General features: G+C 66.2%; 25 protein-coding genes and 1 tRNA gene. 8 read left to right on the top strand and 18 right to left on the bottom strand.

The genetic code is table 11. The features are described 5' to 3' along the window. Positions 1–30: 30 nt before the first annotated feature. Both ACWKSV_RS16585 and ACWKSV_RS16580 read right to left on the bottom strand, forming a co-directional pair. Complete coding sequence (locus tag ACWKSV_RS16585; protein WP_076715022.1) at positions 31–420, bottom strand: hypothetical protein; 390 nt, start codon at positions 418–420, stop codon at positions 31–33. A 103-nt stretch (positions 421–523) separates the two neighbouring features. Next, entirely contained in the window at positions 524–658 is a 135-nt protein-coding gene (locus ACWKSV_RS16580; protein ID WP_257787194.1) for a hypothetical protein, read from the bottom strand. 39 nt (positions 659–697) lie between these two features. Between ACWKSV_RS16580 and purC the strand changes: the two genes are divergently transcribed. From purC to purQ, 3 genes are read left to right on the top strand one after another with little or no spacing between them, the layout of a single operon-like run. After that, positions 698–1,477 (top strand): phosphoribosylaminoimidazolesuccinocarboxamide synthase, encoded by a 780-nt coding sequence (purC, locus tag ACWKSV_RS16575; protein ID WP_007405170.1) that lies wholly within the window; start codon positions 698–700, stop codon positions 1,475–1,477. Continuing rightward, positions 1,477–1,707: a phosphoribosylformylglycinamidine synthase subunit PurS gene (gene purS / locus ACWKSV_RS16570; RefSeq protein WP_042486357.1), complete on the top strand. Its 231-nt coding sequence runs from the start codon at positions 1,477–1,479 to the stop codon at positions 1,705–1,707. Before purC ends, purS begins: the two co-directional genes overlap by 1 nt. Next, a complete protein-coding gene (purQ, locus tag ACWKSV_RS16565; RefSeq protein WP_056430531.1) occupies positions 1,707–2,375 on the top strand; it encodes a phosphoribosylformylglycinamidine synthase subunit PurQ in 669 nt (222 codons plus the stop codon). Before purS ends, purQ begins: the two co-directional genes overlap by 1 nt. 301 nt (positions 2,376–2,676) lie before the next feature. On the opposite strand, the gene ACWKSV_RS16560 is transcribed toward purQ, so the two are convergent. Beyond that, positions 2,677–3,411, bottom strand: a complete 735-nt coding sequence (locus ACWKSV_RS16560) for a queuosine precursor transporter (RefSeq protein ID WP_076715020.1) — start codon at positions 3,409–3,411, stop codon at positions 2,677–2,679. 81 nt (positions 3,412–3,492) lie between these two features. On the opposite strand from ACWKSV_RS16560, the gene ACWKSV_RS16555 reads away from it, so the two are divergent. Next, positions 3,493–3,569, top strand: a tRNA-Arg gene (locus ACWKSV_RS16555). 63 nt (positions 3,570–3,632) lie between these two features. On the opposite strand, the gene ACWKSV_RS16550 is transcribed toward ACWKSV_RS16555, so the two are convergent. After that, the gene (locus ACWKSV_RS16550) at positions 3,633–6,380 is read right to left on the bottom strand and encodes a TonB-dependent receptor (RefSeq protein ID WP_076715018.1); all 2,748 of its coding nucleotides are present in this window, start codon (positions 6,378–6,380) and stop codon (positions 3,633–3,635) included. Positions 6,381–6,607: 227 nt separating this feature from the next. Here ACWKSV_RS16550 and ACWKSV_RS16545 point away from each other — a divergent pair, with 227 nt between their 5' ends. Further along, complete coding sequence (locus ACWKSV_RS16545) at positions 6,608–8,536, top strand: BCCT family transporter (protein WP_076715016.1); 1,929 nt, start codon at positions 6,608–6,610, stop codon at positions 8,534–8,536. A 93-nt stretch (positions 8,537–8,629) separates the two neighbouring features. Beyond that, the gene (locus ACWKSV_RS16540) at positions 8,630–9,457 is read left to right on the top strand and encodes an undecaprenyl-diphosphate phosphatase (RefSeq protein ID WP_076715015.1); all 828 of its coding nucleotides are present in this window, start codon (positions 8,630–8,632) and stop codon (positions 9,455–9,457) included. On the opposite strand, the gene ACWKSV_RS16535 is transcribed toward ACWKSV_RS16540, so the two are convergent. From ACWKSV_RS16535 to ACWKSV_RS16495, 9 genes are all read right to left on the bottom strand, one after another. Continuing rightward, complete coding sequence (locus ACWKSV_RS16535) at positions 9,441–10,706, bottom strand: MFS transporter (protein ID WP_191864568.1); 1,266 nt, start codon at positions 10,704–10,706, stop codon at positions 9,441–9,443. The two genes, ACWKSV_RS16540 and ACWKSV_RS16535, sit on opposite strands and share 17 nt — an antisense overlap. 224 nt (positions 10,707–10,930) lie before the next feature. Then, positions 10,931–12,484 carry a glutamine-hydrolyzing GMP synthase gene (guaA, locus tag ACWKSV_RS16530; protein WP_058744533.1) on the bottom strand — a complete coding sequence of 518 codons (1,554 nt, stop codon included), beginning with the start codon at positions 12,482–12,484 and terminating at the stop codon, positions 10,931–10,933. Between the two features lie 304 nt (positions 12,485–12,788). Further along, complete coding sequence (gene rplQ, locus ACWKSV_RS16525) at positions 12,789–13,211, bottom strand: 50S ribosomal protein L17 (protein ID WP_056430546.1); 423 nt, start codon at positions 13,209–13,211, stop codon at positions 12,789–12,791. A 245-nt stretch (positions 13,212–13,456) separates the two neighbouring features. Then, positions 13,457–14,521: a DNA-directed RNA polymerase subunit alpha gene (locus ACWKSV_RS16520; protein ID WP_056430549.1), complete on the bottom strand. Its 1,065-nt coding sequence runs from the start codon at positions 14,519–14,521 to the stop codon at positions 13,457–13,459. Positions 14,522–14,609: 88 nt separating this feature from the next. Then, a complete protein-coding gene (gene rpsK, locus ACWKSV_RS16515) occupies positions 14,610–14,999 on the bottom strand; it encodes a 30S ribosomal protein S11 (protein ID WP_042486392.1) in 390 nt (129 codons plus the stop codon). Between the two features lie 95 nt (positions 15,000–15,094). After that, positions 15,095–15,463, bottom strand: a complete 369-nt coding sequence (gene rpsM, locus ACWKSV_RS16510) for a 30S ribosomal protein S13 (protein WP_042486395.1) — start codon at positions 15,461–15,463, stop codon at positions 15,095–15,097. A 158-nt stretch (positions 15,464–15,621) separates the two neighbouring features. Further along, on the bottom strand, positions 15,622–15,870 hold the full coding sequence (locus tag ACWKSV_RS16505) for a hypothetical protein (protein ID WP_076715013.1): 249 nt from the start codon (positions 15,868–15,870) through the stop codon (positions 15,622–15,624). A gap of 164 nt (positions 15,871–16,034) precedes the next feature. Beyond that, positions 16,035–17,390, bottom strand: coding sequence for a sensor histidine kinase (locus ACWKSV_RS16500; RefSeq protein ID WP_076715012.1), 1,356 nt, complete (start codon positions 17,388–17,390; stop codon positions 16,035–16,037). After that, a complete protein-coding gene (locus ACWKSV_RS16495; protein ID WP_056431327.1) occupies positions 17,387–18,079 on the bottom strand; it encodes a response regulator transcription factor in 693 nt (230 codons plus the stop codon). The genes ACWKSV_RS16500 and ACWKSV_RS16495 overlap by 4 nt, the downstream gene beginning before the upstream one ends. A gap of 360 nt (positions 18,080–18,439) precedes the next feature. Here ACWKSV_RS16495 and ACWKSV_RS16490 point away from each other — a divergent pair, with 360 nt between their 5' ends. Together ACWKSV_RS16490 and ACWKSV_RS16485 are read left to right on the top strand one after the other, a co-directional pair. Continuing rightward, complete coding sequence (locus ACWKSV_RS16490) at positions 18,440–19,900, top strand: sensor domain-containing diguanylate cyclase (RefSeq protein ID WP_076715010.1); 1,461 nt, start codon at positions 18,440–18,442, stop codon at positions 19,898–19,900. A gap of 317 nt (positions 19,901–20,217) precedes the next feature. After that, complete coding sequence (locus ACWKSV_RS16485; RefSeq protein ID WP_076715008.1) at positions 20,218–22,389, top strand: primosomal protein N'; 2,172 nt, start codon at positions 20,218–20,220, stop codon at positions 22,387–22,389. Between the two features lie 321 nt (positions 22,390–22,710). Here ACWKSV_RS16485 and ACWKSV_RS16480 read toward each other — a convergent pair whose 3' ends face one another. From ACWKSV_RS16480 to ACWKSV_RS16460, 5 genes are read right to left on the bottom strand one after another with little or no spacing between them, the layout of a single operon-like run. Further along, positions 22,711–22,962, bottom strand: a complete 252-nt coding sequence (locus tag ACWKSV_RS16480) for an ATP synthase F1 subunit epsilon (RefSeq protein ID WP_056430567.1) — start codon at positions 22,960–22,962, stop codon at positions 22,711–22,713. Position 22,963: 1 nt separating this feature from the next. Further along, complete coding sequence (locus tag ACWKSV_RS16475; RefSeq protein ID WP_076715006.1) at positions 22,964–23,146, bottom strand: eL24 family ribosomal protein; 183 nt, start codon at positions 23,144–23,146, stop codon at positions 22,964–22,966. Beyond that, on the bottom strand, positions 23,146–24,618 hold the full coding sequence (gene atpD, locus ACWKSV_RS16470) for a F0F1 ATP synthase subunit beta (RefSeq protein WP_056431330.1): 1,473 nt from the start codon (positions 24,616–24,618) through the stop codon (positions 23,146–23,148). Before atpD ends, ACWKSV_RS16475 begins: the two co-directional genes overlap by 1 nt. Next, complete coding sequence (locus ACWKSV_RS16465) at positions 24,618–25,211, bottom strand: hypothetical protein (protein ID WP_076715004.1); 594 nt, start codon at positions 25,209–25,211, stop codon at positions 24,618–24,620. The genes atpD and ACWKSV_RS16465 overlap by 1 nt, the downstream gene beginning before the upstream one ends. Further along, on the bottom strand, positions 25,211–26,086 hold the full coding sequence (locus ACWKSV_RS16460; protein WP_076715002.1) for a F0F1 ATP synthase subunit gamma: 876 nt from the start codon (positions 26,084–26,086) through the stop codon (positions 25,211–25,213). The genes ACWKSV_RS16465 and ACWKSV_RS16460 overlap by 1 nt, the downstream gene beginning before the upstream one ends. Between the last annotated feature and the right edge of the window lie 91 nt (positions 26,087–26,177).

The raw sequence follows: 26,177 nt of genomic DNA, 5'->3' as shown, positions 1-26,177 counted from the left end.
CCCGCTTCCTCTCCGGCAAATGGACCGGGGTCACGCCTGGCTCGCCTGCGCCTGGGTCACATCCTGCTGGAAGTGATCGCCCGCGGCCACCGTGCAGTTCTGGAAGGCGACGGGAGTGAAGGTCTCGACCCCGGCGATATCCTCATCGGTCTTCACCTTGCCATGTGGCCCACGCACCGGCTGGAAGGCGACGACTTCGGGACGGAAGGTCGCGAGGACATCCGCCGTATCGCGGCAGGCGACCGTGCGCTCCGTGTTGCCGTTCTTCACCACCGCGATGGCCTCCATGCCATTGGCGAGCGGGACCCGCGCCTGCTCCCAGATTTGCGGCTGCTGCGCCGCATGCATGGGGCGCGCCACGGCAGTTCCCGCCGTCAGCATCAGGGCTCCACCAACAACACCGATCATCAGCTTGTTCATGACTACCTCCTTTGCAAGCATAGCCAAAACCCGTGATCTGCCCGATGGGTTTCCTTTACTTTATACCTTACAATTCTTTAATCCCTCTTCCAAAAATTGTTCATCATGTATTGCGGATGACGGCGCCGTCATCCTTGGCGATACCGTCCATCAGGCCATGCCCATATGCCGCCCAACTCCATTGCGCCGCCGCGCCCCTTCCATTATAGGCGCGCCATCCCGCCTCGGGCCTCAGCATGGGGGCGCCGGGGCTGTACTCATTTCAGGGGACCGCCGCATGGCTCGCCGCCGCCAAATCTACGAAGGCAAGGCCAAGATCCTGTACGAGGGCCCCGAGCCCGGCACGCTGATCCAGTATTTCAAGGACGACGCCACCGCGTTCAATGCCCAGAAGAAGGGCACGATCAACGGCAAGGGCGTTCTAAACAACCGTATCTCCGAGCATGTCTTCACCATGCTCGACCATATCGGCGTTCCGACCCACTTCATCCGCCGCCTGAACATGCGCGAGCAGTTGATCCGCCAGGTTGAGATCGTGCCGATCGAGGTCGTGGTGCGCAACGTCGCGGCCGGTTCGCTGTCCAAGCGGCTGGGCATCGAAGAGGGCGTGAAGCTGCCCCGCACGATCATCGAATATTATTACAAGGACGATGCGCTGGGCGACCCGATGGTCACCGACGAGCATATCGCCTGCTTCGGCTGGGCCAGCCAGGAAGAGATGCACGACATCGCCGACCTGGCGATCCGCGTGAACGACTTCCTGTCGGGCATGTTCGCCGCGATCGGCATCCGCCTGGTCGACTTCAAGCTGGAATTCGGCCGCATCTGGGACAACGACTTCGGTCGCATCATCCTGGCCGACGAGATCAGCCCCGATGGCTGCCGCCTGTGGGACATGACCACCAACGAGAAGCTGGACAAGGATCGTTTCCGCCGGGATCTCGGCGGCGAGGTCGAGGCCTATCAGGAAGTGGCGCGCCGTCTGGGCCTGCTGCCCGAGGGTGGCGACACCGCCGTCCTCGATCTGGAAGAACACCGCAAGAGCCGGGGCAAGTAATGAAGCTGAAGATTTTCGTCACCCTGAAGCCCGGCGTGCTCGACCCGCAGGGCAAGGCGATCCACCATGCGCTGGAGAGCCTGGGCTTTGCGGGCGTCAATGACGTGCGCGCAGGCAAGCTGATCGAGCTGGAAGTCGCCGACGCGACGACCGACGCGCAGATCGACGAGATGTGCCGCCAGCTGCTCGCCAACACCGTGATCGAGAATTACCGGGTGGAGCGCGCCTGATGAAGACCGCCGTGATCGTCTTTCCGGGCTCGAACTGCGACCGCGACCTCGCCGTCGCGCTGGAGGCGGTGACGGGCGTCAAGCCGGCCATGGTCTGGCACGGCGACAGCGAACTGCCCGAAGGGCTGGGGCTGATCGGCGTGCCGGGCGGCTTCTCGTATGGTGACTATCTCCGCTGCGGCGCGATCGCGGCCCGTTCGCCGATCATGCGCGCGGTGGTGGAATCGGCGAACAAGGGCACGCCGGTGTTCGGCGTTTGCAACGGCTTCCAGGTGCTGGCCGAGACCGGCCTGCTGCCGGGCGCGCTGATGCGCAACCGCTCGCTGAACTTCGTGTGCCGCGACGTGAACCTGGAGGTGGCGAACACCGACAGCGCCTTCACCCGCCTGTACGAACAGGGCGAGACGATCCGAATTCCGGTCGCGCATCATGACGGCAACTACTTCGCCGATGCCGACACGCTCGACCGCCTGGAAGGCGAAGGGCGCGTGGCCTTCCGCTATGCCGAGGACGTCAACGGCTCGGCCCGCAACATCGCGGGCGTGCTGAACGAGAAGCGCAACGTGCTAGGCATGATGCCCCACCCCGAGCGCCGCATCGAGGCCGCACACGGCGGCGACCATGGCCGCCGCTTGTTCGAAGGCCTGCTGGAGATGGTGGGGGCCTGACCCCATCCAGCCGTTCAGCCCGAATGACGTCGAAGGCCACGGGATGGCATTTGGAAAGGGGAAGTGAGGCAACTCGCTTCCCCTCTTTATTCACGCGAAGCCGCGAAGAAGATGTTGGTTCGCGCGGAGGCGCGGAGAACGCGGAGGTGTCCGGCCTCGCGGAAACCTTATCCCTTCTGCCGCGCCCGGTGGCAGACATAGGCTGGCTATCGCCGGCTACATCACCTCCGCGTCTCCGCGGCTCCGCGTGAACCCAATCTCTAAAACCCTTCACGTCATCACGTCTTCGCATGAACGCAACTCAAACCCGCGCCCGAAACGGCGTGAAGTCCGTGCCCTCGTCGAACACATCCACCCCCTCGGCCCGTTTCAGCCAACCGACGATCAGATAGGTCACCGGCGTCAGCAGCACTTCCCAGCCCACCTTCAGCGCCCATTGCGTGAACAGCACCACGACCACCAGATGCGTCGTCCAGCCTTCGGCTCCCCAAAAGGCCAGCGGATAGAAGATCAGGCTGTCCACCCCCTGCCCCACCAGCGTCGAGCCGATGGTGCGTGACCAGAGGTGCCGCCCGCCGGTCCACAGCTTCATCCGCGCCATCACATAGGCATTGACGAACTCGCCCGCCCAGAAGGCGCAGACGCTGGCCAGCACGATGCGCGGCACCTGGCCGAAGATCACCTCATAGGCGGCCTGATTGGTCCAGGTCGGTGCCGGGGGAAGCGCCACGACGACAAAGCTCATGAACGCCATGAACAGCACCGCCGCCGTCCCCGCCCAGATCACCCGACGCGCGCGGGCATAGCCATAGACCTCGGTCAGCACGTCGCCGATGACATAGCTCAACGGAAAGAACAGGATGCCCGCCCCGAACGGCCACTGCCCGACCAGCGGCAGGTCGATGACCGCCACCTTGCCCGCGCCGATGACGTTGGACAGCAACAGAATGGTCACGAACGCGGCCATGACGAAGTCGAACCAGCGAAACGCACCGCGTTCCATGTCGCGGTCCGCCACCACCCGTTCCACGCCCATACCGATCCCTTTCACCGTGAGCGGCGACATTTATCGCCATTCCCAACCCACGCAAACCACGCTAGGGACACCGCCATCCGCGCGTCCGTAGCTCAGTTGGATAGAGCAAGGAGCTTCTACCTCCTCGGTCGGGGGTTCGAATCCCTCCGGGCGCGCCAATCATCCATCACCGGACGAACCCTGGCGGAAGAGCGCCACGCTCGCCCTCCCCCGGATGGCCGTTACCAGCGTGTGCGCAGCGTCATGCCATAGGTGCGCGGTTCGGCCAGATAGGATCCGAACAGCGTATTGGCGGTCGCATAGGTCGGCGCGCCGAAACGCTGGACCTGCGACAGGCTGCCCGAACCCTGGAAGGGCATGTTGAAGGCGACCTGCTGATAGTTGGCATTGAGGATGTTCTGGCCCCAGAATTCCAGCGCCCAGCGCTGGTCCTTGCCGTGCAGGCCGATGCGCGCATTCATCAGGAAGAAGCCGTCCTGCTTCTTTTCGGCGAACAGGTCGGAGCCGGTATTGTAGTCGCTGGTCATGCGGCCATCGACATAGAACAACGCCGTCAGCCCGGTCCCGGCGATCGGCGGCGTCCAGCTGGCCGAGCTGGTCACGACATGGCGCGGCGCGTTCGACATCATGCTGCCGGGCAGCAGGAACAGCGCGTTGCTGAGCGGCTCGCCCGCGTCGCTGCCGACCAGGTTGCGGGCATAGTTGGTATGGGCATAGGTATAGCCCAAGTTGAAGGTGACGTCGCGCGTCGGGTACATGCCCGCTTCCAGCTCGATCCCTTGCGTCACCACACCGGCCTTCACCTTGCCGGTGCAGCGCCCCGTATTGGGCGAGTCGTCGCGGTTGGCCCCGCCCAGATCGCTGTCGCACGCGCTGATATTCTGGACGATATAGCCGGTGCCGTTGAAGGTGTTCAGCTGGAAGTTCTTGAACTCCGAGCGGAAGGCGGCGGCGTTCAGCGTGAAGGTGCGCGAGGTGAACTTCACGCCCAGCTCATAGGCGTTCACCGTTTCGGGATCGAAGCGCAAATTGGTGACCGACGCCGCCGTCGGCATCCCGAACACGTTCGGGGTCAGGTCCGACCGCTCCAGATTATAGCCGCCCGCCTTGTAGCCGCGCGCATAGGAACCATAGACCAGCGTGCTGGCCACCGGCTTCCACGACACCACGGCGGTGCCGGTGAACTGCCCCTCGCTGATCGAGTCGGATAGCGGCAGCCCGGTCAGCGCGGACGAGGAATTGCCGTTGCAGCTCAACGTCACGATGCCCCCGGCCAGATTGGCCAATGTCGGATTGCCGCTCAACAGGAACGGACGAAGCGCGGCCTGCTGCAACGGACAGGCGGTGTTGTTGTTCTCGAAGCTCGCGCGCAGCCTCTTGCGTTCGTTGGTGTAGCGAAGGCCGCCGGTCAGGCTCAGCGTGTCGGTCACGCGGAAGATATTGTGGGTGAAGAAGGCATAGTTGGTGCTGGTCTGGTCATAGAGATCGCGCAGCGAGCCGACATTGTTGATCGTGCTCAGCCGGTCGATCGTTCCGACCAGCGTCGGCCCCAATGCACCGGTCAGGACGGCACGCCCCGCCGCGCTGAGACAGCCCGGATTGGCGGGGTTCTGCAACGCCGCCGTCGGGTTGATCGTCGCGACGACGCGGCAGGCGGAAAAGGCGCCATATTGCGAGCCGAAGGTCAAATTGTCCGACACCTGAAGGTCTTCATGCGCGAAATAGCCGCCGACCAGCCAGTCGAGCCGGTTGTTCAGGATCGAGCCGCTGAGCCGTGTTTCCTGGGTGAAGGTCTTGAACTGGCGATAGGCCAGGCCGTTATTCGGGCGATCGATGATGTCGACATTGCTATAGTCGACATCGCCCGCCCCGCCTGCCTTATATTCGCGATAGGCGGAGATGGAGATCAGCTGGACCTTGCCGATGTCCCAGCCGACGCGGGCCGACACACCATAATCCTCGGTCACGTTGGAATAGGCGTGACCCGGCGTCTGCGCGATCCGGCGGTTATAGGGATCGCCCGCGCTGGGCAGGACGCCGCCCAGGCTGCGCAGGATGTTGACGATGCGGTTCTGCGGGGCGATCGCCGCATCGCCCGGCACGCCCGGCGTCGGATCGACCTTCTCGCGCGTGTCGATATAGACCGCGCCGCAGCACTTCTCGTCGCGGTGGGTATAGTCGCCGATCAGGCGGATCGAGAAATCGTCCGTCGGCTTCCAGAATAGCTGGCCACGCACGAATGCGCGTTTGCGGTCGTTATAGTCGGTCTGGTTGACGACGTCGTACAGGAAGCCGTCGCGCTTGTTGTAGACACCGTCGATCCGGAAGGCGAGCGTGTCGCCGATCACCGGACCGGTCACGCCGCCTGCGACGCGCACGGCATCGTAGTTGCCGTAGCTGACCTCGCCATAGCCGCCATATTTGAAGGCGGGATATTTGGTGTAGATGCTGATCGCACCCGCCGAGGAATTGCGCCCCGACAGCGTGCCCTGCGGCCCGCGCAACACCTCGATACGCTCGACCTCGCCCAGATCGTTGAGGCCCGAGCCGGTGCGGCTGCGATAGACGCCGTCGATGAACACCGCGACCGAGCTTTCCAGGCCGGGATTGTCGCCCACCGTGCCGATGCCGCGAATCCGCGCCGTGGCATTCGCCTCCGAGCCGGTCGAGCTGACCAGCAGCGAGGGCGCCAGCTGGGTCATCTGGCGGATATCGGTCGCGCCCGAATTCTGCAGCGCGACGGTGCCATAGGCGCTGACCGCGATCGGCACGCTGGACAGCCGTTGCGAGCGGCGGGTGGCCGTGACGACGATATCCCCGTTATTCGGCGACTCGGCCTGGGGCTTCTTCTCGTCCGGCTTGTCCTTCGGCGCGGGCGCGGATGCCACCCCGCGCAAACCCTGGGCCGAAGCCGTTCCCGTTACCGCCAACGCCGCCGTCGATGCCAGCAGCAGCCCCCATAGTCGCATGACGTACTCCCCAGAATCTTATGTCGTTGATCCAGGGCATAACGGAACAATCATACCGGCCGGTTAAGCCGGACGCCGATACAGGGACTTACGACCATTTCGACCGTTATTATGGCTGTCTCCCTGCCCTCTTCTCCCGGTCGCCGCACGCTGTGGCCCGATCCCGTGCCGTGCCTGCTTCCGGCCGCCCATTCGCCATTCCGGCCCACCAATGCTAACCCATTGATATGATGAAGAGTGAAATCAACCCGCGCGTCTTCTGGGGCGCATCCGGGATCATCGCGCTGCTGCTGGTGACGACTTTGGCCATGCCGGGCACCGCCGATGCCGCGTTCAAGGCGGCGCAGGCCTGGGCGATCGACACGTTCGGCTGGTTCTATATCTCGGCGGTCGCGGCTTTCCTGGTCGTGGTGCTGGCCTTGGGCTTCGGCCCTGCGGGCAAGCTGAAGCTGGGGCCGGACGATGCCGAGCCGGACTTTCCCTATCTGTCGTGGCTGGCCATGTTGTTCGCGGCGGGCATGGGTATCGGCCTGATGTATTTCGCGGTCGCCGAGCCGATCCAGCATTATATCTCGCCCCCCGAAGCGCCCAGCGGCACCATCCTGGCCGCGCGCGAGGCGATGGCGATCACCTTCCACCATTACGGCGTCCATGCCTGGGCCATCTATGCGCTGGTCGGCATGAGTCTGGCCTATTTCACCTATCGCAAGGACATGCCGCTGACCCTGCGGTCGGGCCTGTCGCCGATCCTGGGCAAGCGGATCAACGGCCCGCTGGGCGATGCGATCGACATCTTCGCGGTGTGCGGTACGGTGTTCGGCGTCTCGACCTCGCTGGGCTTCGGCGTGTCGCAGATGACGGCGGGGCTGAATTACGAATATGGCGTGCCCGACACGCTGACCGTGAAGATCGCGGTCATCGTGCTGGTGATGGGCGCGGCCACCCTGTCGGTGCTGAGCGGCGCGGATCGGGGCATTCGCCGCCTGTCCGAGCTGAACCTGGTGCTCGCCGTCCTGCTGATGCTGTTCGTGATGGCGGTCGGCCCGACCCTGTTCCTGCTGCGCGCGCTGGTCCAGAATTTCGGCCTGTATCTCGATCATTTCGTGAAGCGCACCTTCACCCTCTATGCCTATGAGCCGCGCGCCTGGATGGCGGACTGGACGCTGTTCTATTGGGCGTGGTGGATCGCCTGGTCGCCCTTCGTCGGCATGTTCATCGCCCGCATCTCGCGCGGACGGACGATCCGGGAGTTCGTGATCGGCGTGCTGTTCGTGCCGACCGCCTTCACCTTTCTGTGGATGACGGTGTTCGGCAACACCGCGATCTCGCTGGATCTCGGCGGTGCGCATGGCGGGATCGCCGACGCGGTGCAGGCGAATTTGTCGACCGCCTTGTTCAAGTTCCTCGAATATCTGCCCGCCGCCAGCGTCACCTCGACGCTCGCCATCGTCCTGGTCGGTTTCTTCTTCGTGACCTCGGCCGATTCCGGCGCTTTGGTCATCGACACGCTGGCCTCGGGCGGCACCGAGGAGACGCCGCGCTGGCAGCGTATGTACTGGTGCGTGCTGCTGGGCACCACGGCGACGCTGTTGCTGGTTGCGGGCGGATTGGGCGCGTTGCAGTCGGCGACCCTGCTGGCCGCCCTGCCCTTCTGCTTCATCATGCTGCTGCTCGCGGTGGGGCTGGTGCGCCAGACCAATGCCGATCTGGCGGGGGTGACGCTGCCCGGTGACGGCCCGGCGATCAGCGAGCGGATCAAGCGGTTGATCGTGCCCGCCCGCCGCACCGACATCCTGGCGCAACTTCAAGCGCAGGGCGAACCGGCGCTGCAATCGGTCAAGGAGGCGCTGGAGGCCGAAGGCTGGACCGCCAGCCAGTTGGACAGCGCGGAGGACAAGGTCGAGCTGACCATCACCGCGCGCGACGGTCGCCCGTTCGTCTATCGCCTGTCCCCCCGCTCGCGCCCGCTGCCCGCCTATACCGCGCTGGAGGCGCCCGAGCGTCGCCGCAGCCTCGCCTGGATGCTGGCCGCGCAGACCAATGGCGAAACGGGTTTCCGCGACCTGACCGGCTTTACTGTCGGGCAGATCGCGAACGATGTGCTGACCCAGCTGGAGCGCTGGCGACTGGCCGAGGCGCATCGCAAGGACGGCTGATCCGGCGGAATGATGGACCGGGCGACTTTCGGGGTGCCCCCTGATAGTCCCCGGGCCTATGGCAGGCACCGCACATAAAGGTTCGTACTCATAATGATTTGGTTGGAAGCGCTGTTCCTGGGCCTGTTGCAGGGCATCACCGAGTTCCTGCCGGTATCGTCCAGCGCGCATCTGCGCATCGCGGGCGCCCTGCTCCCCTCCGGCAACGATCCCGGCGCGGCCTTCACCGCCATCACCCAGATCGGCACCGAAGCGGCGGTGCTGCTCTATTTCCGCAAGGATATCTGGCGCATCGCCATGGCCTGGCTAGGTTCGGTGATCCGCCGTCCCGCCACCCTGTCGCCCGACGCGCGCATGGGCTGGCTGGTGATCCTCGGCACCCTGCCGATCGCGGTCCTCGGCCTGTTGTTCAAGCATCAGATCGAAGGGGGGCTGCGCGACCTGCGCATCACCGCGACGATGCTGATCGTCTTTGCGCTGGTGCTGGGCGCAGCCGACCGGATCGGCGCGAAGCGCAAGCCGCTGGAGCGGCTGGGGTGGCGCGACGGCCTGATCCTGGGTTTTGCGCAGGCAATGGCGCTGGTCCCCGGCGTGTCGCGCTCCGGCGGGACGATCAGCGCGGGACTTTTGCTGGGTTACACGCGCGAGGCGGCGGCGCGTTACTCCTTCCTGCTGGCGATCCCGGCGGTGCTGGCGTCGGGCCTGTTCGAGCTGGCCGATAGCTGGGGACGGTTCGGGACGTTCGGACCGGGGCCGACCTTGCTCGCCACCCTGGTCGCCTTTGTCAGCGGTTACGGCGTGATCGTCGTCTTCCTGCGGCTGGTATCGACGCGCGGCTATCTACCCTTCGTGATCTATCGCATCGTTGCGGGTGCGGCGGTCTTCGCGATGCTCGCCTGGAACGTCATTCCGGCGCGGTGAGCGGCTCCCCCCAGTCGCGGCGCAGATGGGGACCGGCCAGCCCGACCAGCAGCGCCGCGACCGCGTAAAGGCTGAGGCCACCCAGCATCGCATGGCGCAACGCGTCGCTGCCATAGAGCGGGGTCAGCGCGTCGGACAGCGCCCCTAGCGCATAGATGCCGCCGCTCAGCCCGATCAGGTTGTTGATCAGCAGGAAGAGCGCGGCGGCCGTCGCGCGTTCGGGCGGTGCCACCAGATGCTGTACCGCCGACAGCACCGGCCCCAGCCAGGCATAGGACAGCGCCTGGGGCAGGAGGAACAGCGCAAAGGCGATGCGCACATCCCCGCCATGCATGCCGCCCGCGAACAGCGGAATGCTGATCAGATAGGCGATAGCGGGGACATAGCCGAACCACGCCCGATCCCGCGCGCCCAGCCGGTCGGCCAGCCAGCCGCCCGCCACGATGCCGCCGACACCCCCGATCAGCAGCAGCCCCGCCAGGAAATGCGAGGTCGCGATCAGGTCCAGCCCGAAGCTGCGTCGCATCAGGCTGGGCAACCAGAAGGCCAGGCCATAGCCGATCATCGAGCCACTCGCCGCGCCGAAGGACAGCAGCCAGAAGGACGGCTTGCCTGCCAGGGTACGCGCGACCGTGGCGAAGGCGGGCTTGCTCGCCACCGGGGCTGCCCTAGGCTTGTCGCGGACGATCAGGCGGACCAGCGGCGCGATCAACATCCCGGCCAGCCCGACCGCGATAAAGGCCGTCCGCCAGTCGATCCGCGCGGCGATATAGCCGCCCGCCAGCACACCGGCCGCCGAGCCCAGCGGAATCCCCAGCGAATAGACGCTAAGCGCCAGCGCGCGGCGACGCGGCGGGAAATACTCGCTGATGATTGCATAGGACGGCGCGACGCCCCCCGCCTCACCGATGCCGACGCCCAGCCGCGCGAGGAATATCTGCCAGAAGCCGGTCGCCAGCCCGCACAGCGCGGTAAAGCCGCTCCACAGCATCAGTGAGCCCGTGACGACCCGGCTCCGGCTCGTCCGGTCGGCCAGCCACGCCAGCGGCACGCCCAGCGTCGAATAGAGCAGGGCGAAGGCGATTCCGCCGAGCAGCCCCAACTGCCGGTCGCTCAGCCCCAGCTCCTGCTGGATCGGCGCGGCGAGGATCGCGAGAATCTGCCGGTCGACGAAGTTGAAGATATAGACGACCAGCAGCATCGCCAGCACCAGCCGAGGGCGACTGGATTGGGTTATGATCGGCATCATTGCATTCCTCCCCTTGTAGGGGAGGGGGACCATGCGCAGCATGGTGGAGGGGTGTCCCGGTTCGTGGGAACGGTCCACCCTCGCGAATGGTGACACCCCTCCGTCAGGGCTCCGCCCTGCCACCTCCCCTTACAGGGGAGGAATAAACGGCCTCTACATCCGCGGTGCCTTGCGGCACCGAATAACCAAGCCGCAGCCCCGCCCCGCGGGGCCGCGAGCCTTGGTTATTCCCACTCGATCGTGCCGGGCGGCTTGCTGGTATAGTCGTACACGACGCGGTTGATGCCCTTCACCTCGTTGATGATCCGGGTCGTCACGCGCGGCAGGAAGTCGCCGGGAAAGTCGAAGGCCTGCGCCGTCATCCCGTCGACCGAAGTCACCGCGCGCAGCGCCAGCACCGAGTCATAGGTGCGGCCATCGCCCATCACGCCGACCGAGCGCACCGGCAGCAGCACCGCAAAGGCCTGCCAGATGGCGTCGTACAGACCCGCCTTGCGAATCTCTTCGAGATAGATGGCATCCGCCTTGCGCAGGATGTCGCAACGCTCGCGCGTCACTTCGCCGGGGATGCGGATCGCCAGGCCGGGTCCGGGGAACGGGTGACGGCCGACGAACACGTCGGGCAGGCCCAGTTCGCGACCCAGCACGCGGACCTCGTCCTTGAACAGCTCGCGCAGCGGCTCGACCAGCTTCATGTTCATGCGTGCCGGAAGGCCGCCGACATTGTGGTGGCTCTTGATCGTCACCGACGGGCCGCCGGTGAAGCTGACGCTCTCGATCACGTCGGGATAGAGCGTGCCCTGCGCCAGGAACTCGGCCCCGCCGATCTTCTTGGCCTCGGCCTCGAACACGTCGATGAAGGTCTTGCCGATGAACTTGCGCTTGGCTTCCGGGTCGGTGACGCCCGCCAGACCGTCCATGAACAGGTCTTGCGCGTCCACATGGACCAGCGGGATGTTATAATGGCCGCGGAACAGGCTGACGACCTGCTCTGCCTCGCCCTGGCGCAGGATGCCGCCATCGACGAACACGCAGGTCAGCTGGTCGCCGATCGCCTCGTGGATCAGAAGTGCGGCCACCGACGAGTCGACCCCGCCCGACAGGCCGCAGATCACCCGGCCCTCACCCACCTGCTCGCGAATCTCGGCGATCTTGGCGGCGCGGAACTCGGCCATGGTCCAGTCGCCGGAGACCCCTGCGACATGGCGCACGAAATTGGCGATCAGCTTGGCGCCGTCGGGCGTGTGAACGACTTCGGGGTGGAACTGCATCGCATAGATGCGGCGCTCGTCATTGGCGATGATCGCATAGGGCGCGCCGGGGCTGGTCGCGACGACGCGGAAGCCCGGCGCCAGCGCCGTGACCTTGTCGCCATGGCTCATCCACACCTGATGCCGCTCGCCCGTCGCCCACAGGCCGTCGAACAGCGTGCATTCGCCCTCGACGGTGATGAACGCCTCGCCGAACTCGCCGCTGTCGCCCTTCTCGACCTTGCCGCCCAGCTGCTCGGTCAGCGCCTGCTGGCCATAGCAGATGCCCAGCATCGGCAGGCCGCTGTCGAGGATCGCCTGCGGAATGCGCGGGCTATTCTCGTCGACGACCGAGGCGGGACCACCCGACAGGATGACCGCGGCGGGGTTGATCCGCGCGAACGCCTCGGCGGCGGATTGGAAGGGAACGATCTCGCTATAGACCCCCGCCTCGCGCACGCGGCGCGCGATGAGCTGGGTGACCTGGCTGCCGAAATCGACGATGAGGATGCTGTCCGGGTGCTCCATGGCGGTCCGATAGCGATGTCTTTTGCGAAAAGCTACCGGGGCGGACGTGTTTTGCGTGGTGTGGATAGCGGCAATGAATAAGCTAGCAACGCTGTCGCTACGTCGGACAGCGATACTTGGCACGCCCCTCCCGCAGGCGGGAGGGCATGCCACAGGCAATGGTCTCGGTGAGACACGCCGCCCTCCCCCCGGCCCCCTCCCGCCTGCGGGAGGGGGAGCGGAGACTGAGGGAATGGGACAACGAAAAAGGGCCGCCCCATCGCTGGAGCGGCCCTTCCTCGAAGGTCTTCGAGAAGCGCGTAAATTACGCGGCTTCGTCGAAATCTTCCTCGTTCATGACCGGACCCGAATCCTGGCCCTTCGCCGAGACGTCGCGATCGACGAACTCGATGATCGCCATCGGCGAGGCGTCCGACGCGCGGATGCCGGCCTTGATGATGCGGGTGTAGCCGCCGTTACGATCGGCATAGCGCGACGCCAGAACGTCGAACAGCTTCACCAGCTGCGCGTCGTCGAGCAGGCGGGCATGGGCCAGACGACGGTTCGAGAGACCGCCCTTCTTCGCCAGGGTCACCAGCTTTTCGACGTAGGGACGCAGTTCCTTCGCCTTGGCGACGGTGGTGGTGATCTGCTCGTGCTTGATGAGCGCGGCCGACATGTTGCGGAAAAGCGCGGTACGATGAGCCGAGGTACGCTGCAGCTTACGGCCGCCGACGCGATGACGCATGGGTAGTTCCTTCGTTCGTTAAGGGGCCGTGTCACGGAACCCCAGAGCCGGTGACCGTCAAGGCCGTCACCTTCGCCTGTCTTGTTGCCCTCCGGCTTTCACCGGGGAGCGGGTCAGCAAAGCTGCTGGAGAGCCGGGCCGGATCACGGCAAAGCCGCGATCCTGACGTCGAACGGGTCGCCCATGGGCGACCCGCCGGCCGGGCTTGCGCCGTGTCGCGGATAGCGTCGCTATCCGCGTGCGGCTCAGCCCATGATCTCCTGTTCCAGCTTCTTGGCCATTTCCTCGATATTCTCGGGCGGCCAGCCGGGGATTTCCATGCCCAGGCGCAGACCCATGGACGACAGCACTTCCTTGATTTCGTTCAGCGACTTGCGGCCGAAATTCGGGGTGCGCAGCATCTCGGCTTCGGTCTTGCCGACCAGGTCGCCGATATAGATGATGTTGTCGTTCTTGAGGCAGTTCGCCGAACGCACCGACAGTTCCAACTCGTCGACCTTCTTGAGAAGGTAACGGTTGATCTGCTGCGCGTCGCTCTGCGGCTCGCCACCAGCGGCGGGGATCGCCGCCTGGCCCACGGGGGCCGCGCGGGTGAGCGCCGAGTCGTCGAAGTGCACGAACAGCGCCAGCTGGTCCTGGAGGATGCGCGCGGCATAGGCCACGGCGTCTTCCGGGGTGACGGTGCCATCGGTCTCGATCGAGAGCGTCAGCTTGTCATAGTCCAGGTCTTGGCCGACGCGGGTCGGATCGACCTTGTACGACACCTGACGGACCGGCGAGTAGAGCGCATCGACGGGGATCAGACCGATCGGCGCATCGGCCGGACGGTTCGACGCGGCGGGGACATAGCCCTTACCGATGTCGGCGGTCAGTTCCATGTTGAACGTCGCGCCTTCGTCGAGATGGCAGATCACCAGGTCCTTGTTCATGACCTCGATGTCGCCCGACACGGCGATGTCGCCGGCCTTGACGGTGGCGGGACCGGTCGCCGACAGCTGGAGACGCTTGGGGCCTTCGCCCTGCATGCGGATCGCGAGCTGCTTGACGTTCAGCACGATGTCGGTGACGTCTTCACGCACACCGGCGAGCGACGAGAACTCGTGCAGCACGTTCTCGATTTTGATCGAGGTCACCGCCGCGCCCTGGAGCGACGACAGGAGCACGCGGCGAAGCGCGTTGCCCAGCGTCAGGCCGAAGCCACGCTCCAGCGGTTCGGCAACGAACGTCGCCTTCCGCTTGCCATCGCCACCCTTTTTCTCGAGCGCGTTGGGCTTCTTCAGTTCCTGCCAGTTCTTTGCGTTGACAGACACGTGGTTCCCCTGAGTTGTGGGCCGGAACGGGGACGGTTCCAGCCATGGAGAGAGGCATGGCCGACTCGTCAGCCGGCCATGGGAAGCATCAGACGCGGCGACGCTTGGAAGGCCGCACACCGTTGTGCGGGATCGAGGTGACGTCGCGGATCGAGGAGATCTGGAAACCGACCGCCTGCAGCGCGCGCAGCGCCGACTCGCGGCCCGAACCCGGACCCTTCACTTCGACTTCCAGGGTGCGGACGCCGTGCTCGGCAGCCTTCTTGCCAGCGTCTTCCGCTGCGACCTGCGCCGCATACGGGGTCGACTTGCGCGAGCCCTTGAAGCCCATCATGCCGGCCGACGACCACGAAATGGCGTTGCCCTGGGCATCGGTGATGGTGATCATGGTGTTGTTGAAGCTGGCGTTCACATGGGCGACGCCGGCGGTGATGTTCTTGCGCTCGCGACGGCGAATGCGCTGCGGTTCACGTGCCATTGAATGAAAGTCCTGACCTAGTATCCTGATGCGGAGAGCGGCGGGCGGTCAGCCACAAGCCTGCCTCCGGCGGAGTAATTCGTCCCCCGGACGAATTACTTCTTCTTGCCTGCGATCGGCTTCGCCTTGCCCTTGCGGGTGCGCGCGTTGGTGTGCGTGCGCTGGCCGCGGACCGGCAGGCCCTTGCGGTGACGCAGGCCGCGATAGCAGGCCAGGTCCATCAGGCGCTTGATGTTCATCGCGGTTTCGCGACGCAGATCGCCTTCCACCGTGTGATCGGCGTCGATGGTCTCACGGATCTGCAGCACTTCCTGGTCCGAAAGGTCCTGGACGCGACGATCAGCGGCGATGTTCAGCTTGGCAGTGATCTGCTTCGCCTTGGCCGGACCGATGCCGTGGATATAGGTCAGCGCGATCAATACGCGCTTGTTGGTCGGGAGGTTGACACCCGCAATACGTGCCATGAAACTTGTTCTCCTAGCTCCACGGAGCATGGCATGGCCGCACATGCTCCATCTCAACGCGATGGTTCCGCCACGCGGAATGGCGACGCACGTAACGCGCGCGTCGTTCAACCGGGGGTGTTGGAAGGACGGTCAGTTAGGCCCCGCGCAACACCCTGTCAAGCGATCGGTTCCACAAACTTCGCCGATTGCAGCCGCTTGAGCGTCAGCCAGCGGCGGAAGGACACGACCGCCCACACGATCTCCACGACGCCGAACGGCCAGGCGCCCTGGAGAAAGCCATAGGCCGACCCCGCGACGCACCCCAGGCAGAAGCCCAGCGTCCACCGGTGCGACCCCGATTCCATCGCATAGCAGACCAGGGTAAAGGAAACGGCGAGCAGGCCGAACAGGGAAAGCGTGTCCATGCCGCGCGGGTGTAAAGCGCTGAGGCAGCGGGGCAAGTCCGATCCTCCCCGACACGGGGAGGTGGCAGGCGCAGCCTGACGGAGGGGGCTTCCACACAGGACGCCCCTCGCCGCACGCCCCCTCCACCAGCTTCGCTGGTCCCCCTCCCCGTGCCGGGGAGGATTTACGGAATCACCAGCCGCGCGATCAGGCCGGGCGCATTGTCGGCCAGATCGAATCGTCCGCCGTGCAACCTTGCCACCGCCTCGATCAGCGCCATGCCCAGCCCGGCCCCCGGAGTCGTGCGGGCGGTGTCGAGTCGGCCGAAGCGCTTCAGCGCCTGCGCACGGTCCGCCTCGGCGATGCCGGGGCCGTGATCCTCGACCTGGAAGATGATTCCCTCCGCCCCCTCGCTCAGCCGCAGCGTCACCTCACCGCCCGACGCGCCGTGCTTCAGCGCGTTGTCGATCAGATTGGACAGCGCCTGGCTCATGAGTTCGCGGTGCAGCGGCAAGGGCGCAGGGCGCGCCTCCACGTCGATCAGGAAGCGCAATCCGGCCTCCTCGGCGACCGGGGCGTAGAGTTCGCCGATCTCCTCGACCAGCTCGACCGGCGAGGCCAAAGTAAAGCGGTCGCGCGTCACCGACTCGGACCGGCTGATCTCGATCACCATGGTCAGCATCCGCATGATGAGATCGGTCTCGACCAGCAAGCCGCCCAAAGCGGCCTCGCGCTGCGCCGGGTCGGCGATCAGCACCGCCTGCTCGGTCTTGGTGCGCAGGCGGGCGAGCGGCGAGCGCAGGTCGTGCGCCAGGCTGTCGGTGACGACTCGCAGCTCGGCCATCAGCTGCTCGATCTTGCCGAGCATCGCATTCAGCCGCTCGGCCAGCCGGTCGAAGGCATCCCCTTCGTCATTCCCGTCGCGGACCAATCGCACGCGGCGGGTCAGGTCGCCCTCGCCCGCCGCATCGATCACCGCGACGATGGTATTGAGCCGCCCGGTGACATAGCGCGCCAGCACCAGCCCGGTGCCCACCCCCAGCATCAGCGACAGGAACACCGCCAGCGCCAGCGCGCGCTCGATCGCCACCTGCTGCGCCTCGATCAGGTCGAGCGGACGCCCGACCAGCAGCCAGTCATGGCCGATGGGATGGAGCGTATACCCCGCCTCCCGCGCGTTCCACACGCCGTCGCGGCCCAGCACAGCGATGCGGAACGGCGTGTCGGCCAGCGGCACGGCCAGATGGCGCGGCGCATAGCCCGCGATCCGGTGCCCCTGCGGATCGAAGATCGCCAGCACCAGCGATACGTCGCCCGGCTCGCGTGCTTCCTTGATGGCATCGGCGAGGGCGGGCAGCGCCCCGGTCCGCCATACGGCGCGCAGGGCATCGGCCTGTTCGACGATCTCGCGGTGAAGCGCCGCCACCGCATCCGCGCTGGTCTGTTTCCAGATGAAGCCGACCAGCGCCAGATTGGACACCAGCGCAAGGATGATCGACAGCAGCGCGATCCGCGCCGAGATCGTCAGCCGGGGCTTCACCCTTCGACGGCCAGCCTATAGCCCGCGCCGCGCACCGTATGCAGGATCGGGCTGCCGAACCCCTCTTCCAGCTTGCGACGCAGCCGCCCGATATGGACATCGACCACGTTCGATCCCGGGTCGAAATGATAGTTCCAGATCTTCTCCAGCATCATCGTGCGGGTGACGACCTGGCCCGCATGACGCGCCAGGAACTCCAGGAGGTTGAACTCGCGCGCGCCGACCGGGATGATCTTGCCCGCCCGCGTCACGGTGCGCGCCAGCAGGTCGATCTCCAGATCGCCGACGCTCAGCTTGGTGCGGGTCGGCTCGGACGCGGCGCGGTCGGAGCGGCGGACCAGCGCCTCGATCCGCGCCGACAGCTCGGCGAAGGAGAAGGGCTTGCACAGATAATCGTCCGCGCCCGCCTTCAGCCCGTCGACCCGGTCGTCGACCGTGGCGAGCGCCGAGAGCACGAGCACCGGCGTCGAGATACCCGCGGCGCGGATCGCGCTGACCATCGCCAGCCCGTCAAGACGCGGCAGCATCCGGTCGGCGATGATGAGGTCGAATATGCCCTCGCTCGCCAGAAACAGGCCATCGCGGCCGTCCCCGCATTGCTCGACGGCATAACCCGCCTCGGCCAGCCCCTTGGCGACATAGGCGGCGGTCGAGGCGTCATCTTCGACGATCAGGATTTTGCGGCTCATCGGCTCGTCTGCTCCGTCATTGGGCGACATTCATCATTGCGGCGGCATCGCGAGGTCGCTCGATCCCGGCTCACCGCTGCTGCCGCCAAGGAAAGACCGGCGGGAAGCGCTCTTCCCGCCGGCCGCGACGGCACCCCCGGGAGTGTCGGGTGCCGAGCTCTTCGAACTCCGTGGGGCAAAGGGCTACATCCCGTCGGGATACCCCGGGGTGACCACAATGTGACAAATGCGTCATCCACCCCATCCGCGTTTCGGCCGGTCGCGTTCTGTAATTTCGATCACACAAAAAGCCGAATAAATTCTTATGCTTCCGTCCATTTTTAAGGTTCTGAAAACTCTTTTGGTTATGGTTCGCACATCATGATGGAAGCCCCCCTTACCATCCCCGCGCCGTTCGACGAGGAACGCCGCCTGGCCACGCTCCAGGCGCATGCGCTGCTCGACAGCGAGCCGGAGGCGGAGTTCGATGCGCTCGTCTCGCTGGCCGCCGAGATGCTTGGCTGCCCAGTGGCGGCGTTGACCCTGGCGGACCGGGACCGTTTCTGGGTCAAGTCGGCGATCGGCGACCTGCCCCGACAGATGCCGCGCAACGTCGCCTTTTGCGATCATACCATCCACTCAAGCGATGTGACGATCGTCCCCGACCTCAGCCGCGATCCGCGTTTCGCGGTCAATCCGTTCGTCACGGGCGAGGCGGGGACGCGTTTCTATGCGGGGATGCCGATCCGTGTGCCCGATCTGGACGGCGCGCCCCAGGCGATCGGCTCGCTCTGCGTCATGGACGCCACGCCGCGCTCGCTCAGCCCGGCGGGGGAACAGACGTTGCGCCATCTGGCGCGGCTGGCCGAGGCGCTGATCGCCGCCCGCGCCATCGCCCGACGTGCCAATGCCATGGCCGAACTCAGCGAGCGACAGGCCGCCGATCTGCGCGCCAAGGACCGTACCGTCCGCCAGGTCGAGCGGCTGGCGATGATCGGATCGTGGCGGATCACCCTGGCTGACGGTAAGGCCATGTGGTCCGAGGGGGTATACCGCATTCACGAACTGAACCCGGGCCAGCATTTCACGGTCGACCAGGGCCTGTCCTATTACCCGCCCGCCGCGCGCGAGGTGCTGCGCAATACCATCGCGCAGACGGTGCGGACCGGCGATCCGTTCGACATCGAGCTGGACTTCATCACCGCGCTGGGCCGCAAACGACGGGTCCGCGTGATGGGCGAGCGCGAGATGCTGGACGGCGAGCCGCACGGGCTGGTCGGCATGTTCCAGGACGTGACCGAGCGCCACGCGCTGGAAACCCAGCTGCGCCGCAATGCGGATACCGACGCGCTGACCCTGCTCGCCAACCGCGCCGCCTTCGACCGGACGCTGGAGGCGGCGATCGCGGAGTCCGTCGGCAAGGGCGAGCCGCTGGCGCTGGTCCTGATCGATCTGGACGGCTTCAAGCTGATCAACGACACGCTGGGCCACCCGGCGGGGGACGAGGTGCTGCGCATCGTCGGCCAACGCCTGCGCTCCGACTGGCTGGACGGCAGCTTCGTCGCGCGACTGGGCGGCGACGAGTTCGGACTGATCGTCCGCGACCCTGCGCTGCTGACCGATATCGACGCCCTGCGCGCGCGGATCGAGGCGTTGCTGACCATCACGATCACCATCGACAAGCTGACCATGAGTTGTGCGGGCACGGTCGCGGTGACGCTGCGCCCCGAGGATTGCCGGACCAACCGCGATTTCATGCACCATGCCGATAGCCGCCTCTATGGCGCCAAGCGCGACCGGGTGGGCGAACGCCGACGCGGCGACCGGCGGCGGGCGGGTTAGGTCAAATCGGCATGCGTCTTGTTTTATCCTCCCCTCTCCCCTGGACAGGGGAGAGGGTTAGCGGAGCTTGCCAGTTTACTGGCTAGCGCAGCTGGGGTGAGGGGTAGAGCAAGCCTTCGGCTCGCGCGCTCACGTCGTGAGCGCCCACCCCTCACCCAGCTCCGACTAGGCCTTTGCTCCCGCAAAGACCAAGTCTGCGCAACCCTCTCCCCTCTGCGAGTGGCGAGGGAAGTACATGTCTTCAAATGTCGATCCGCCCTGGACTGCGTAGCACTGGCCCCTTCCCTCGCCACCGTGCCGCCCCATATAGCGGGTCCATGTCTTCGCGCGCCCGCGTCCTCGTCCTGAACTCCGCGCTCGGCCCCCTCGACTATCGTGTGCCGCACGGGATGACGGTCGAGCCGGGGTCGATCGTCGTCGCGCCGCTGGGTCCCCGCCAACTGCTCGGCGTGGTGTGGGAGCCGGAGCGGATGCCCTCCGACGCCGAGGTCGGCGACAACCGCCTGCGCCCGTTGCTGGGCGTGGCCGACGCGCCGCCCCTGCCCGATGCGCTGCGGCGGCTGATCGAATGGACTGCGGATTATTATCTTGCGCCGCCCGCTGCCGTCGTGCGCATGGCCCTTTCGTCCACCTCCGCGCTGGAGGGCGCACGGACCGTCACCGAATATCGCGTCACCGGCCATGTCCCCGACCGCCTGACCCCGCAGCGGGCACAGGCGTTGGAGCGGATCGGCGACCGCCAGGGTCTGATCCGCGAGCTGGCGACGATGGCCGACGTCTCCGACGCGGTCATCCGGGGGCTGGTCAAGAACGGCGCGATCGAAGGCGTGGAAGTCGATATCGACAGCCCCTTCCCCCTGCCGGATCCCAACCATCACCGCCCGACCCTGTCCGAGGACCAGCGCGCGGCGGCGGACATATTGGTCGCGGGCGTCACCGCGCATAGTTTCCAGCCGGTGCTGCTCGACGGGGTGACCGGATCGGGCAAGACCGAGGTCTATTTCGAGGCGGTGGCGCAGGCGATTGCCGAGGGGCGGCAGGTGCTGGTCCTGCTTCCCGAGATCGCGCTGACCGAGCCGTTCCTCAAGCGGTTCCACGACCGCTTCGGCTGCGAGCCGGTGGCGTGGCATTCGGGCCTCCGTTCGTCGCAGCGACGCCGCGCCTGGCGGGCCATCGCCAGCGGCCAGGGGCTGGTGACGGTCGGCGCGCGCTCGGCCTTGTTCCTGCCCTATCGCAATCTTGGGCTGATCGTCGTCGACGAGGCGCATGAGACCAGCTTCAAACAGGAAGACGGCGTTCATTACCACGCCCGTGACGTCGCGGTGATGCGCGGCAAGTTCGAGCCATGCCCGGTCATCCTGGCGTCGGCCACCCCCGCGATCGAGACGCGGCAACAGGTCGCGCTGGGCCGCTATACCGAGGTCAAGCTGCCCGGCCGCTTCGGCCCGGCGCAGATGCCGACGATCGAGGCGATCGACCTGATCCAGAACCCGCCCGAGCGCGGCCGCTGGATCGCGCCCAAGCTGGTCGCGGCGATGAAGGACGTGCTGGAGAAGCGCGAACAGTCGCTGCTCTATCTCAACCGGCGCGGCTATGCCCCGCTGACCTTGTGCCGGACCTGTGGGCATCGGTTTCAGTGTCCCAACTGCACCGCCTGGATGGTCGAGCACCGGCTGGTCCGGCGACTGGCCTGCCATCATTGCGGCCATGTCCTGCCCACGCCGCGCGCCTGCCCCGAATGCGACGGCGAGGATACGCTGGTCGCCTGCGGCCCCGGCGTCGAGCGGATCGCCGACGAGGCGACGGCGTTGTTTCCGGAAGCGAAGATCGCGGTCGTCACCTCCGACACCATCTGGTCCCCCGCCAAGGCGGCCGAGTTCGTCGGGCGGATGGAGGCGGGCGATATCGATATCGTCGTCGGCACTCAGCTGATCACCAAGGGCTATCACTTCCCCAACCTGACCCTGGTGGGCGTGATCGATGCCGACCTCGGGCTGGACGGCGGCGACCTGCGCGCGGCGGAACGGACCTTCCAGCAGATCCGGCAGGTGTCGGGGCGTGCCGGGCGCGGGGCCAAGCCGGGGCATGTCTTCATTCAGACGCACAGCCCCAAGGCACAAGTGATGCAGGCGCTGGTGACGGGCGATGCGGAGGCCTTCTACACTGCCGAGACCGAGGCGCGCCGCGATGCGGATGCGCCGCCCTTCGGCCGCTATGCCGCGATCATCGTGTCCTCGGAGGATCAGGGGGCGGCCCAATCGGCGGCCGGAATGATCGCGCGGGCCGCGCCCAAGGTCGACGGGATGCATGTCTTCGGCCCCGCGCCTGCGCCGTTGGCGATGCTGCGCGGGCGGCATCGGTTTCGGCTGCTGGTCCATGCCCGGCGGGCGCTGGCAGTGCAGGATGTGATTCGCGAATGGCTGGGCGAGCTGGAATGGTCGGCCAAGGTGCGGGTCGCGGTGGATGTGGATCCGTACAGCTTTTTGTAAGCGCGCCGATCGCCCCAAACACGCCCCTCCCGCAAGCGGGAGGGGATGGGGGAGGGAAAGGCCGTGGGCGTAGGTCTCTGCGAGACGCCCTGCCCTCCCCAAACCCCTCCCGCCTGCGGGAGGGGCTTACCGCGTGGGGACGGGTTTTCCCTTGGCCTTCGACTTCGCTCAGGCTGAACGGATGTTGGTGTAAGACCCTGTTCCCCTCGCCCCGTTCAGCCTGAGCGAAGTCGAAGGCCACGCCCCGCCCTCACCACAAACGAAAACGGCCGCAGCTACCGCCGCGACCGTCTCAAAACCCGGTATAAAGGCGAAAAACCCTTACCCCGCATGCTCCGCCAGAACGGTCAGGCCCTTCGGCCCTACCTCGGCGAAGCCACCACGGATCTGGATCGATTCCGGCTCACCCTTTTCGGTGCGATAGACTTGGATCGCGCCGTCGCGAACGGTCGACATGAAAGGCGCATGGCCCTCCAGCACGCCGAAATCGCCCTCGGTGCCGGGGACGACCACCATATGCACCTCCTCCGAGCGGAGGAGCTTTTCGGGGGTCACGAGTTCGAAGTGCAGCATGTCAGGGTCTCGTTTCAATCGCGCGGTCGAACGCGGCGACGGCCGCGTCGAACTTGTCCCGGCAACCAGGATTGCAGAAGCCGACCACCGCGCCGCGATAGACCGTCAACCCGTCGTCGCTGATCGGCTTACCCGACCAGGGACAGACATCGTTGACCGCGTCCTCGCGGCGCGGCGCGGACATCAGGCTTCCTGCGCCAGCTTCTCGGCCTTGGCGACGGCTTCGTCGATGCCGCCGACCATGTAGAAGGCCGCTTCCGGCAGATGGTCATACTCGCCATCGACCACCGCCTTGAACGAACGGATCGTGTCTTCGATCTGGACGAACTTGCCCGAGATGCCGGTGAAGACTTCCGCGACGTGGAAGGGCTGCGACAGGAAGCGCTGGATCTTGCGGGCGCGCTGGACGGTCAGCTTATCCTCTTCGGACAGCTCGTCCATGCCCAGGATCGCGATGATGTCCTGCAGCGCCTTGTAGCGCTGGAGCAGCGACTGGACCGCACGGGCCGTCTCATAATGCTCCTGGCCGACGATGCGCGGCTCGAGCACGCGGCTGGTCGAGTCGAGCGGGTCGACGGCCGGGTAGATGCCCAGCTCCGAGATGGCGCGGTTGAGCACGGTCGTCGCGTCGAGGTGGGCGAACGAGGTGGCCGGCGCCGGATCGGTCAAGTCGTCGGCGGGCACGTACACGGCCTGCACCGAAGTGATCGAACCCTTGTTGGTCGAGGTGATGCGCTCCTGCAGCGCGCCCATGTCGGTCGACAGGGTCGGCTGGTAGCCCACGGCCGACGGAATGCGGCCCAGCAGCGCCGACACTTCCGCACCCGCCTGGGTGAAGCGGAAGATGTTGTCGACGAAGAACAGCACGTCCTGGCCTTCCTGGTCGCGGAAATATTCCGCGATGGTCAGACCCGACAGGGCGACGCGAGCGCGGGCGCCCGGCGGCTCGTTCATCTGGCCGTACACCAGCGCGACCTTCGAGCCCTCGCTGATCGCATTGCCCTCGGCGTCCTTGGCGATCACGCCCGCATCGAGGAATTCGTGATACAGGTCGTTGCCCTCGCGGGTCCGCTCACCGACGCCCGCGAACACCGAGGTGCCGCCATGGCCCTTGGCGATGTTGTTGATCAGTTCCTGAATCAGAACCGTCTTGCCGACGCCCGCGCCGCCGAACAGGCCGATCTTGCCGCCCTTGGCATAGGGGGCGAGAAGGTCGATGACCTTGATGCCGGTGACCAGGATCGCGCTCTCGGTCGACTGCTCGATGAACTCGGGCGCCTTGGCGTGGATCGGCGCGCGCAGGTCGGTGGCGACCGGGCCACGCTCGTCGATCGGCTCGCCGACGACGTTCAGGATGCGGCCGAGCGTCGCCGGGCCGACGGGCACGCGGATCTGCGCGCCGGTGTCGGTCACGGTCTGGCCGCGGGTCAGCCCCTCGGTCGTGTCCATCGCGATCGTGCGGACGGTGTTCTCGCCCAGATGCTGCGCGACTTCGAGCACCAGACGGGTGCCGTTATTGTCCGTCTCCAGCGCCGACAGAATCGCGGGCAGGTGATCGGGGAAGTGAACGTCGACGACCGCGCCGATGACCTGGGCGATCGTGCCGACATTGTTGGTGGCCGTGGTCGGCCGGATGTCCTCAGCGGCGGTTGCCATCATTGCTTCCTTGGTTCGGTAGAGCCCGAAATCGCTTCGGGGCGGGCTTCGGGGCGGGTAAAGGTTACGACCAGACGGCGGCCACCGTCGATCTTGTCACGGGTAACACGGTAATCGGCGCCGGTCAGGTGGCCGGTGGTGGCGCTTTCATTCTGGATCGCGGCCGTGACCGCATCCTTGCCGTCCAGACCCAGCTGATCCATCGGCTTGGTCACCCAGCGGATGAACTGCGTCTTGGCGAACGGGCTGGTCTCGAGATGGACGAGGTCGAGCGAGAAGCGGACTTCATTCAGCCGCGCTGCGTCGCCCTCGACGATCAGATTGCCCATATTGACCGGCGACACCGACGGATCGGCCATCGGGGTGGCTTGGGCGATCGCGCGGTGCACACCCTGGACGGGCGCGTAACCACTCATGCGAAAGCCCATCCGGTCGAGCAGGCTGACCGTCTCGGGCGCATGGCCGAACACGGTCGCCCAGCCGCCCGTCACGAACGGCGTCGGCGAAGCCTTGGGCGCGTCCTTCGCCTGGTCGGACGCCTGGCCGCATCCGGCCAGAGCGACCGTCAGGCCCAGAAGGAGCGCAAGACGCATCAGAGCGCCTCGGCGCCCGAGATGATCTCGACCAGCTCGGTGGTGATCGCGGCCTGACGAGTCCGGTTATACTGGATCGACAGGCGGCGGATCATGTCGCCCGCGTTGCGCGTGGCATTGTCCATCGCGTTCATCTGCGAACCGTAGAAACCGGCCTGGTTTTCCAGCAGCGCGCGGAAGATCTGCACCGCGACGTTGCGCGGCAGCAGCGCGTCGAGGATATCTTCCTCGCTCGGCTCGAACTCGGCGACCGCCTCGACCGAGGTCTCACCCTTGCTGGGCGCGGGCATCGGCACGGGGATCAGCTGCTGCGAGACGGGGTCCTGCACCAGCGCCGAGACGAACTTCGAGTAGAACAGATGCGCCACGTCGAACTCGCCGCGCTCGAACCGCGCGATCAGATCGTCAGCGATGACGCGCGCGTCGTCGAACTTGGGCGCCTTGATCGCGCTCATGTCGTGATCGGCGAGGATCGCGTTCGGGAAGAAGCGCTTCAGCACGCGCCCCTTCTTGCCCGCGAGGTAGAACTTCACCGTCTTGCCCTGCGCGGTCAGCTCTTCGGCCTTGCGGCGCGCGGCGCGGACGATGTTCGTGTTGAACGCACCCGCCAGACCACGCTCCGAGGTGGCGACGACCAGCAGCTGGACATCGTCCTTGCCGGTGCCCGCCAGCAGCGGCGACGCACCGACGCCACCGACGCGCGCGGCCATACCGGCCATCACCGCTTCGAGACGCTCGGCATAGGGACGGCCGTTCTGCGCCGCGTCCTGCGCCCGGCGCAGCTTGGCGGCGGCGACCATCTTCATCGCCTTGGTGATCTTCTGGGTCGACTTGACCGAGTTGATCCGGATCTTGAGGGCCTTGAGGGACGCCATCTTAGTCCTTCTTCTCCCTCTCCCCACGGGGGAGAGGGCCGGGGTGAGGGGCTGCCACGGATGAGACGGCCTATGTGGCGCCCCTCACCCA

It is taken from the genome of Sphingomonas sp. SphC10 (assembly GCF_057004845.1).
The sequence above is the reverse complement of the archived record's forward strand: the minus strand, read 5'-3'. Positions and strand labels throughout refer to the sequence as shown.

Bases quoted from the DNA above. Each gene is read 5' to 3' on its own strand.
- ACWKSV_RS16585 (WP_076715022.1), bottom strand. From the start codon at position 420: ATGAACAAGCTGATGATCGGTGTTGTTGGTGGAGCCCTGATGCTGACG.
- ACWKSV_RS16580 (WP_257787194.1), bottom strand. From the start codon at position 658: ATGCTGAGGCCCGAGGCGGGATGGCGCGCCTATAATGGAAGGGGCGCG.
- purC (WP_007405170.1), top strand. From the start codon at position 698: ATGGCTCGCCGCCGCCAAATCTACGAAGGCAAGGCCAAGATCCTGTAC.
- purS (WP_042486357.1), top strand. From the start codon at position 1,477: ATGAAGCTGAAGATTTTCGTCACCCTGAAGCCCGGCGTGCTCGACCCG.
- purQ (WP_056430531.1), top strand. From the start codon at position 1,707: ATGAAGACCGCCGTGATCGTCTTTCCGGGCTCGAACTGCGACCGCGAC.
- ACWKSV_RS16560 (WP_076715020.1), bottom strand. From the start codon at position 3,411: ATGGGCGTGGAACGGGTGGTGGCGGACCGCGACATGGAACGCGGTGCG.
- ACWKSV_RS16550 (WP_076715018.1), bottom strand. From the start codon at position 6,380: ATGCGACTATGGGGGCTGCTGCTGGCATCGACGGCGGCGTTGGCGGTA.
- ACWKSV_RS16545 (WP_076715016.1), top strand. From the start codon at position 6,608: ATGATGAAGAGTGAAATCAACCCGCGCGTCTTCTGGGGCGCATCCGGG.
- ACWKSV_RS16540 (WP_076715015.1), top strand. From the start codon at position 8,630: ATGATTTGGTTGGAAGCGCTGTTCCTGGGCCTGTTGCAGGGCATCACC.
- ACWKSV_RS16535 (WP_191864568.1), bottom strand. From the start codon at position 10,706: ATGATGCCGATCATAACCCAATCCAGTCGCCCTCGGCTGGTGCTGGCG.
- guaA (WP_058744533.1), bottom strand. From the start codon at position 12,484: ATGGAGCACCCGGACAGCATCCTCATCGTCGATTTCGGCAGCCAGGTC.
- rplQ (WP_056430546.1), bottom strand. From the start codon at position 13,211: ATGCGTCATCGCGTCGGCGGCCGTAAGCTGCAGCGTACCTCGGCTCAT.
- rpsK (WP_042486392.1), bottom strand. From the start codon at position 14,999: ATGGCACGTGAACCGCAGCGCATTCGCCGTCGCGAGCGCAAGAACATC.
- rpsM (WP_042486395.1), bottom strand. From the start codon at position 15,463: ATGGCACGTATTGCGGGTGTCAACCTCCCGACCAACAAGCGCGTATTG.
- ACWKSV_RS16505 (WP_076715013.1), bottom strand. From the start codon at position 15,870: ATGGACACGCTTTCCCTGTTCGGCCTGCTCGCCGTTTCCTTTACCCTG.
- ACWKSV_RS16495 (WP_056431327.1), bottom strand. From the start codon at position 18,079: ATGAGCCGCAAAATCCTGATCGTCGAAGATGACGCCTCGACCGCCGCC.
- ACWKSV_RS16490 (WP_076715010.1), top strand. From the start codon at position 18,440: ATGATGGAAGCCCCCCTTACCATCCCCGCGCCGTTCGACGAGGAACGC.
- ACWKSV_RS16485 (WP_076715008.1), top strand. From the start codon at position 20,218: ATGTCTTCGCGCGCCCGCGTCCTCGTCCTGAACTCCGCGCTCGGCCCC.
- ACWKSV_RS16480 (WP_056430567.1), bottom strand. From the start codon at position 22,962: ATGCTGCACTTCGAACTCGTGACCCCCGAAAAGCTCCTCCGCTCGGAG.
- ACWKSV_RS16475 (WP_076715006.1), bottom strand. From the start codon at position 23,146: ATGTCCGCGCCGCGCCGCGAGGACGCGGTCAACGATGTCTGTCCCTGG.
- atpD (WP_056431330.1), bottom strand. From the start codon at position 24,618: ATGGCAACCGCCGCTGAGGACATCCGGCCGACCACGGCCACCAACAAT.
- ACWKSV_RS16465 (WP_076715004.1), bottom strand. From the start codon at position 25,211: ATGCGTCTTGCGCTCCTTCTGGGCCTGACGGTCGCTCTGGCCGGATGC.
- ACWKSV_RS16460 (WP_076715002.1), bottom strand. From the start codon at position 26,086: ATGGCGTCCCTCAAGGCCCTCAAGATCCGGATCAACTCGGTCAAGTCG.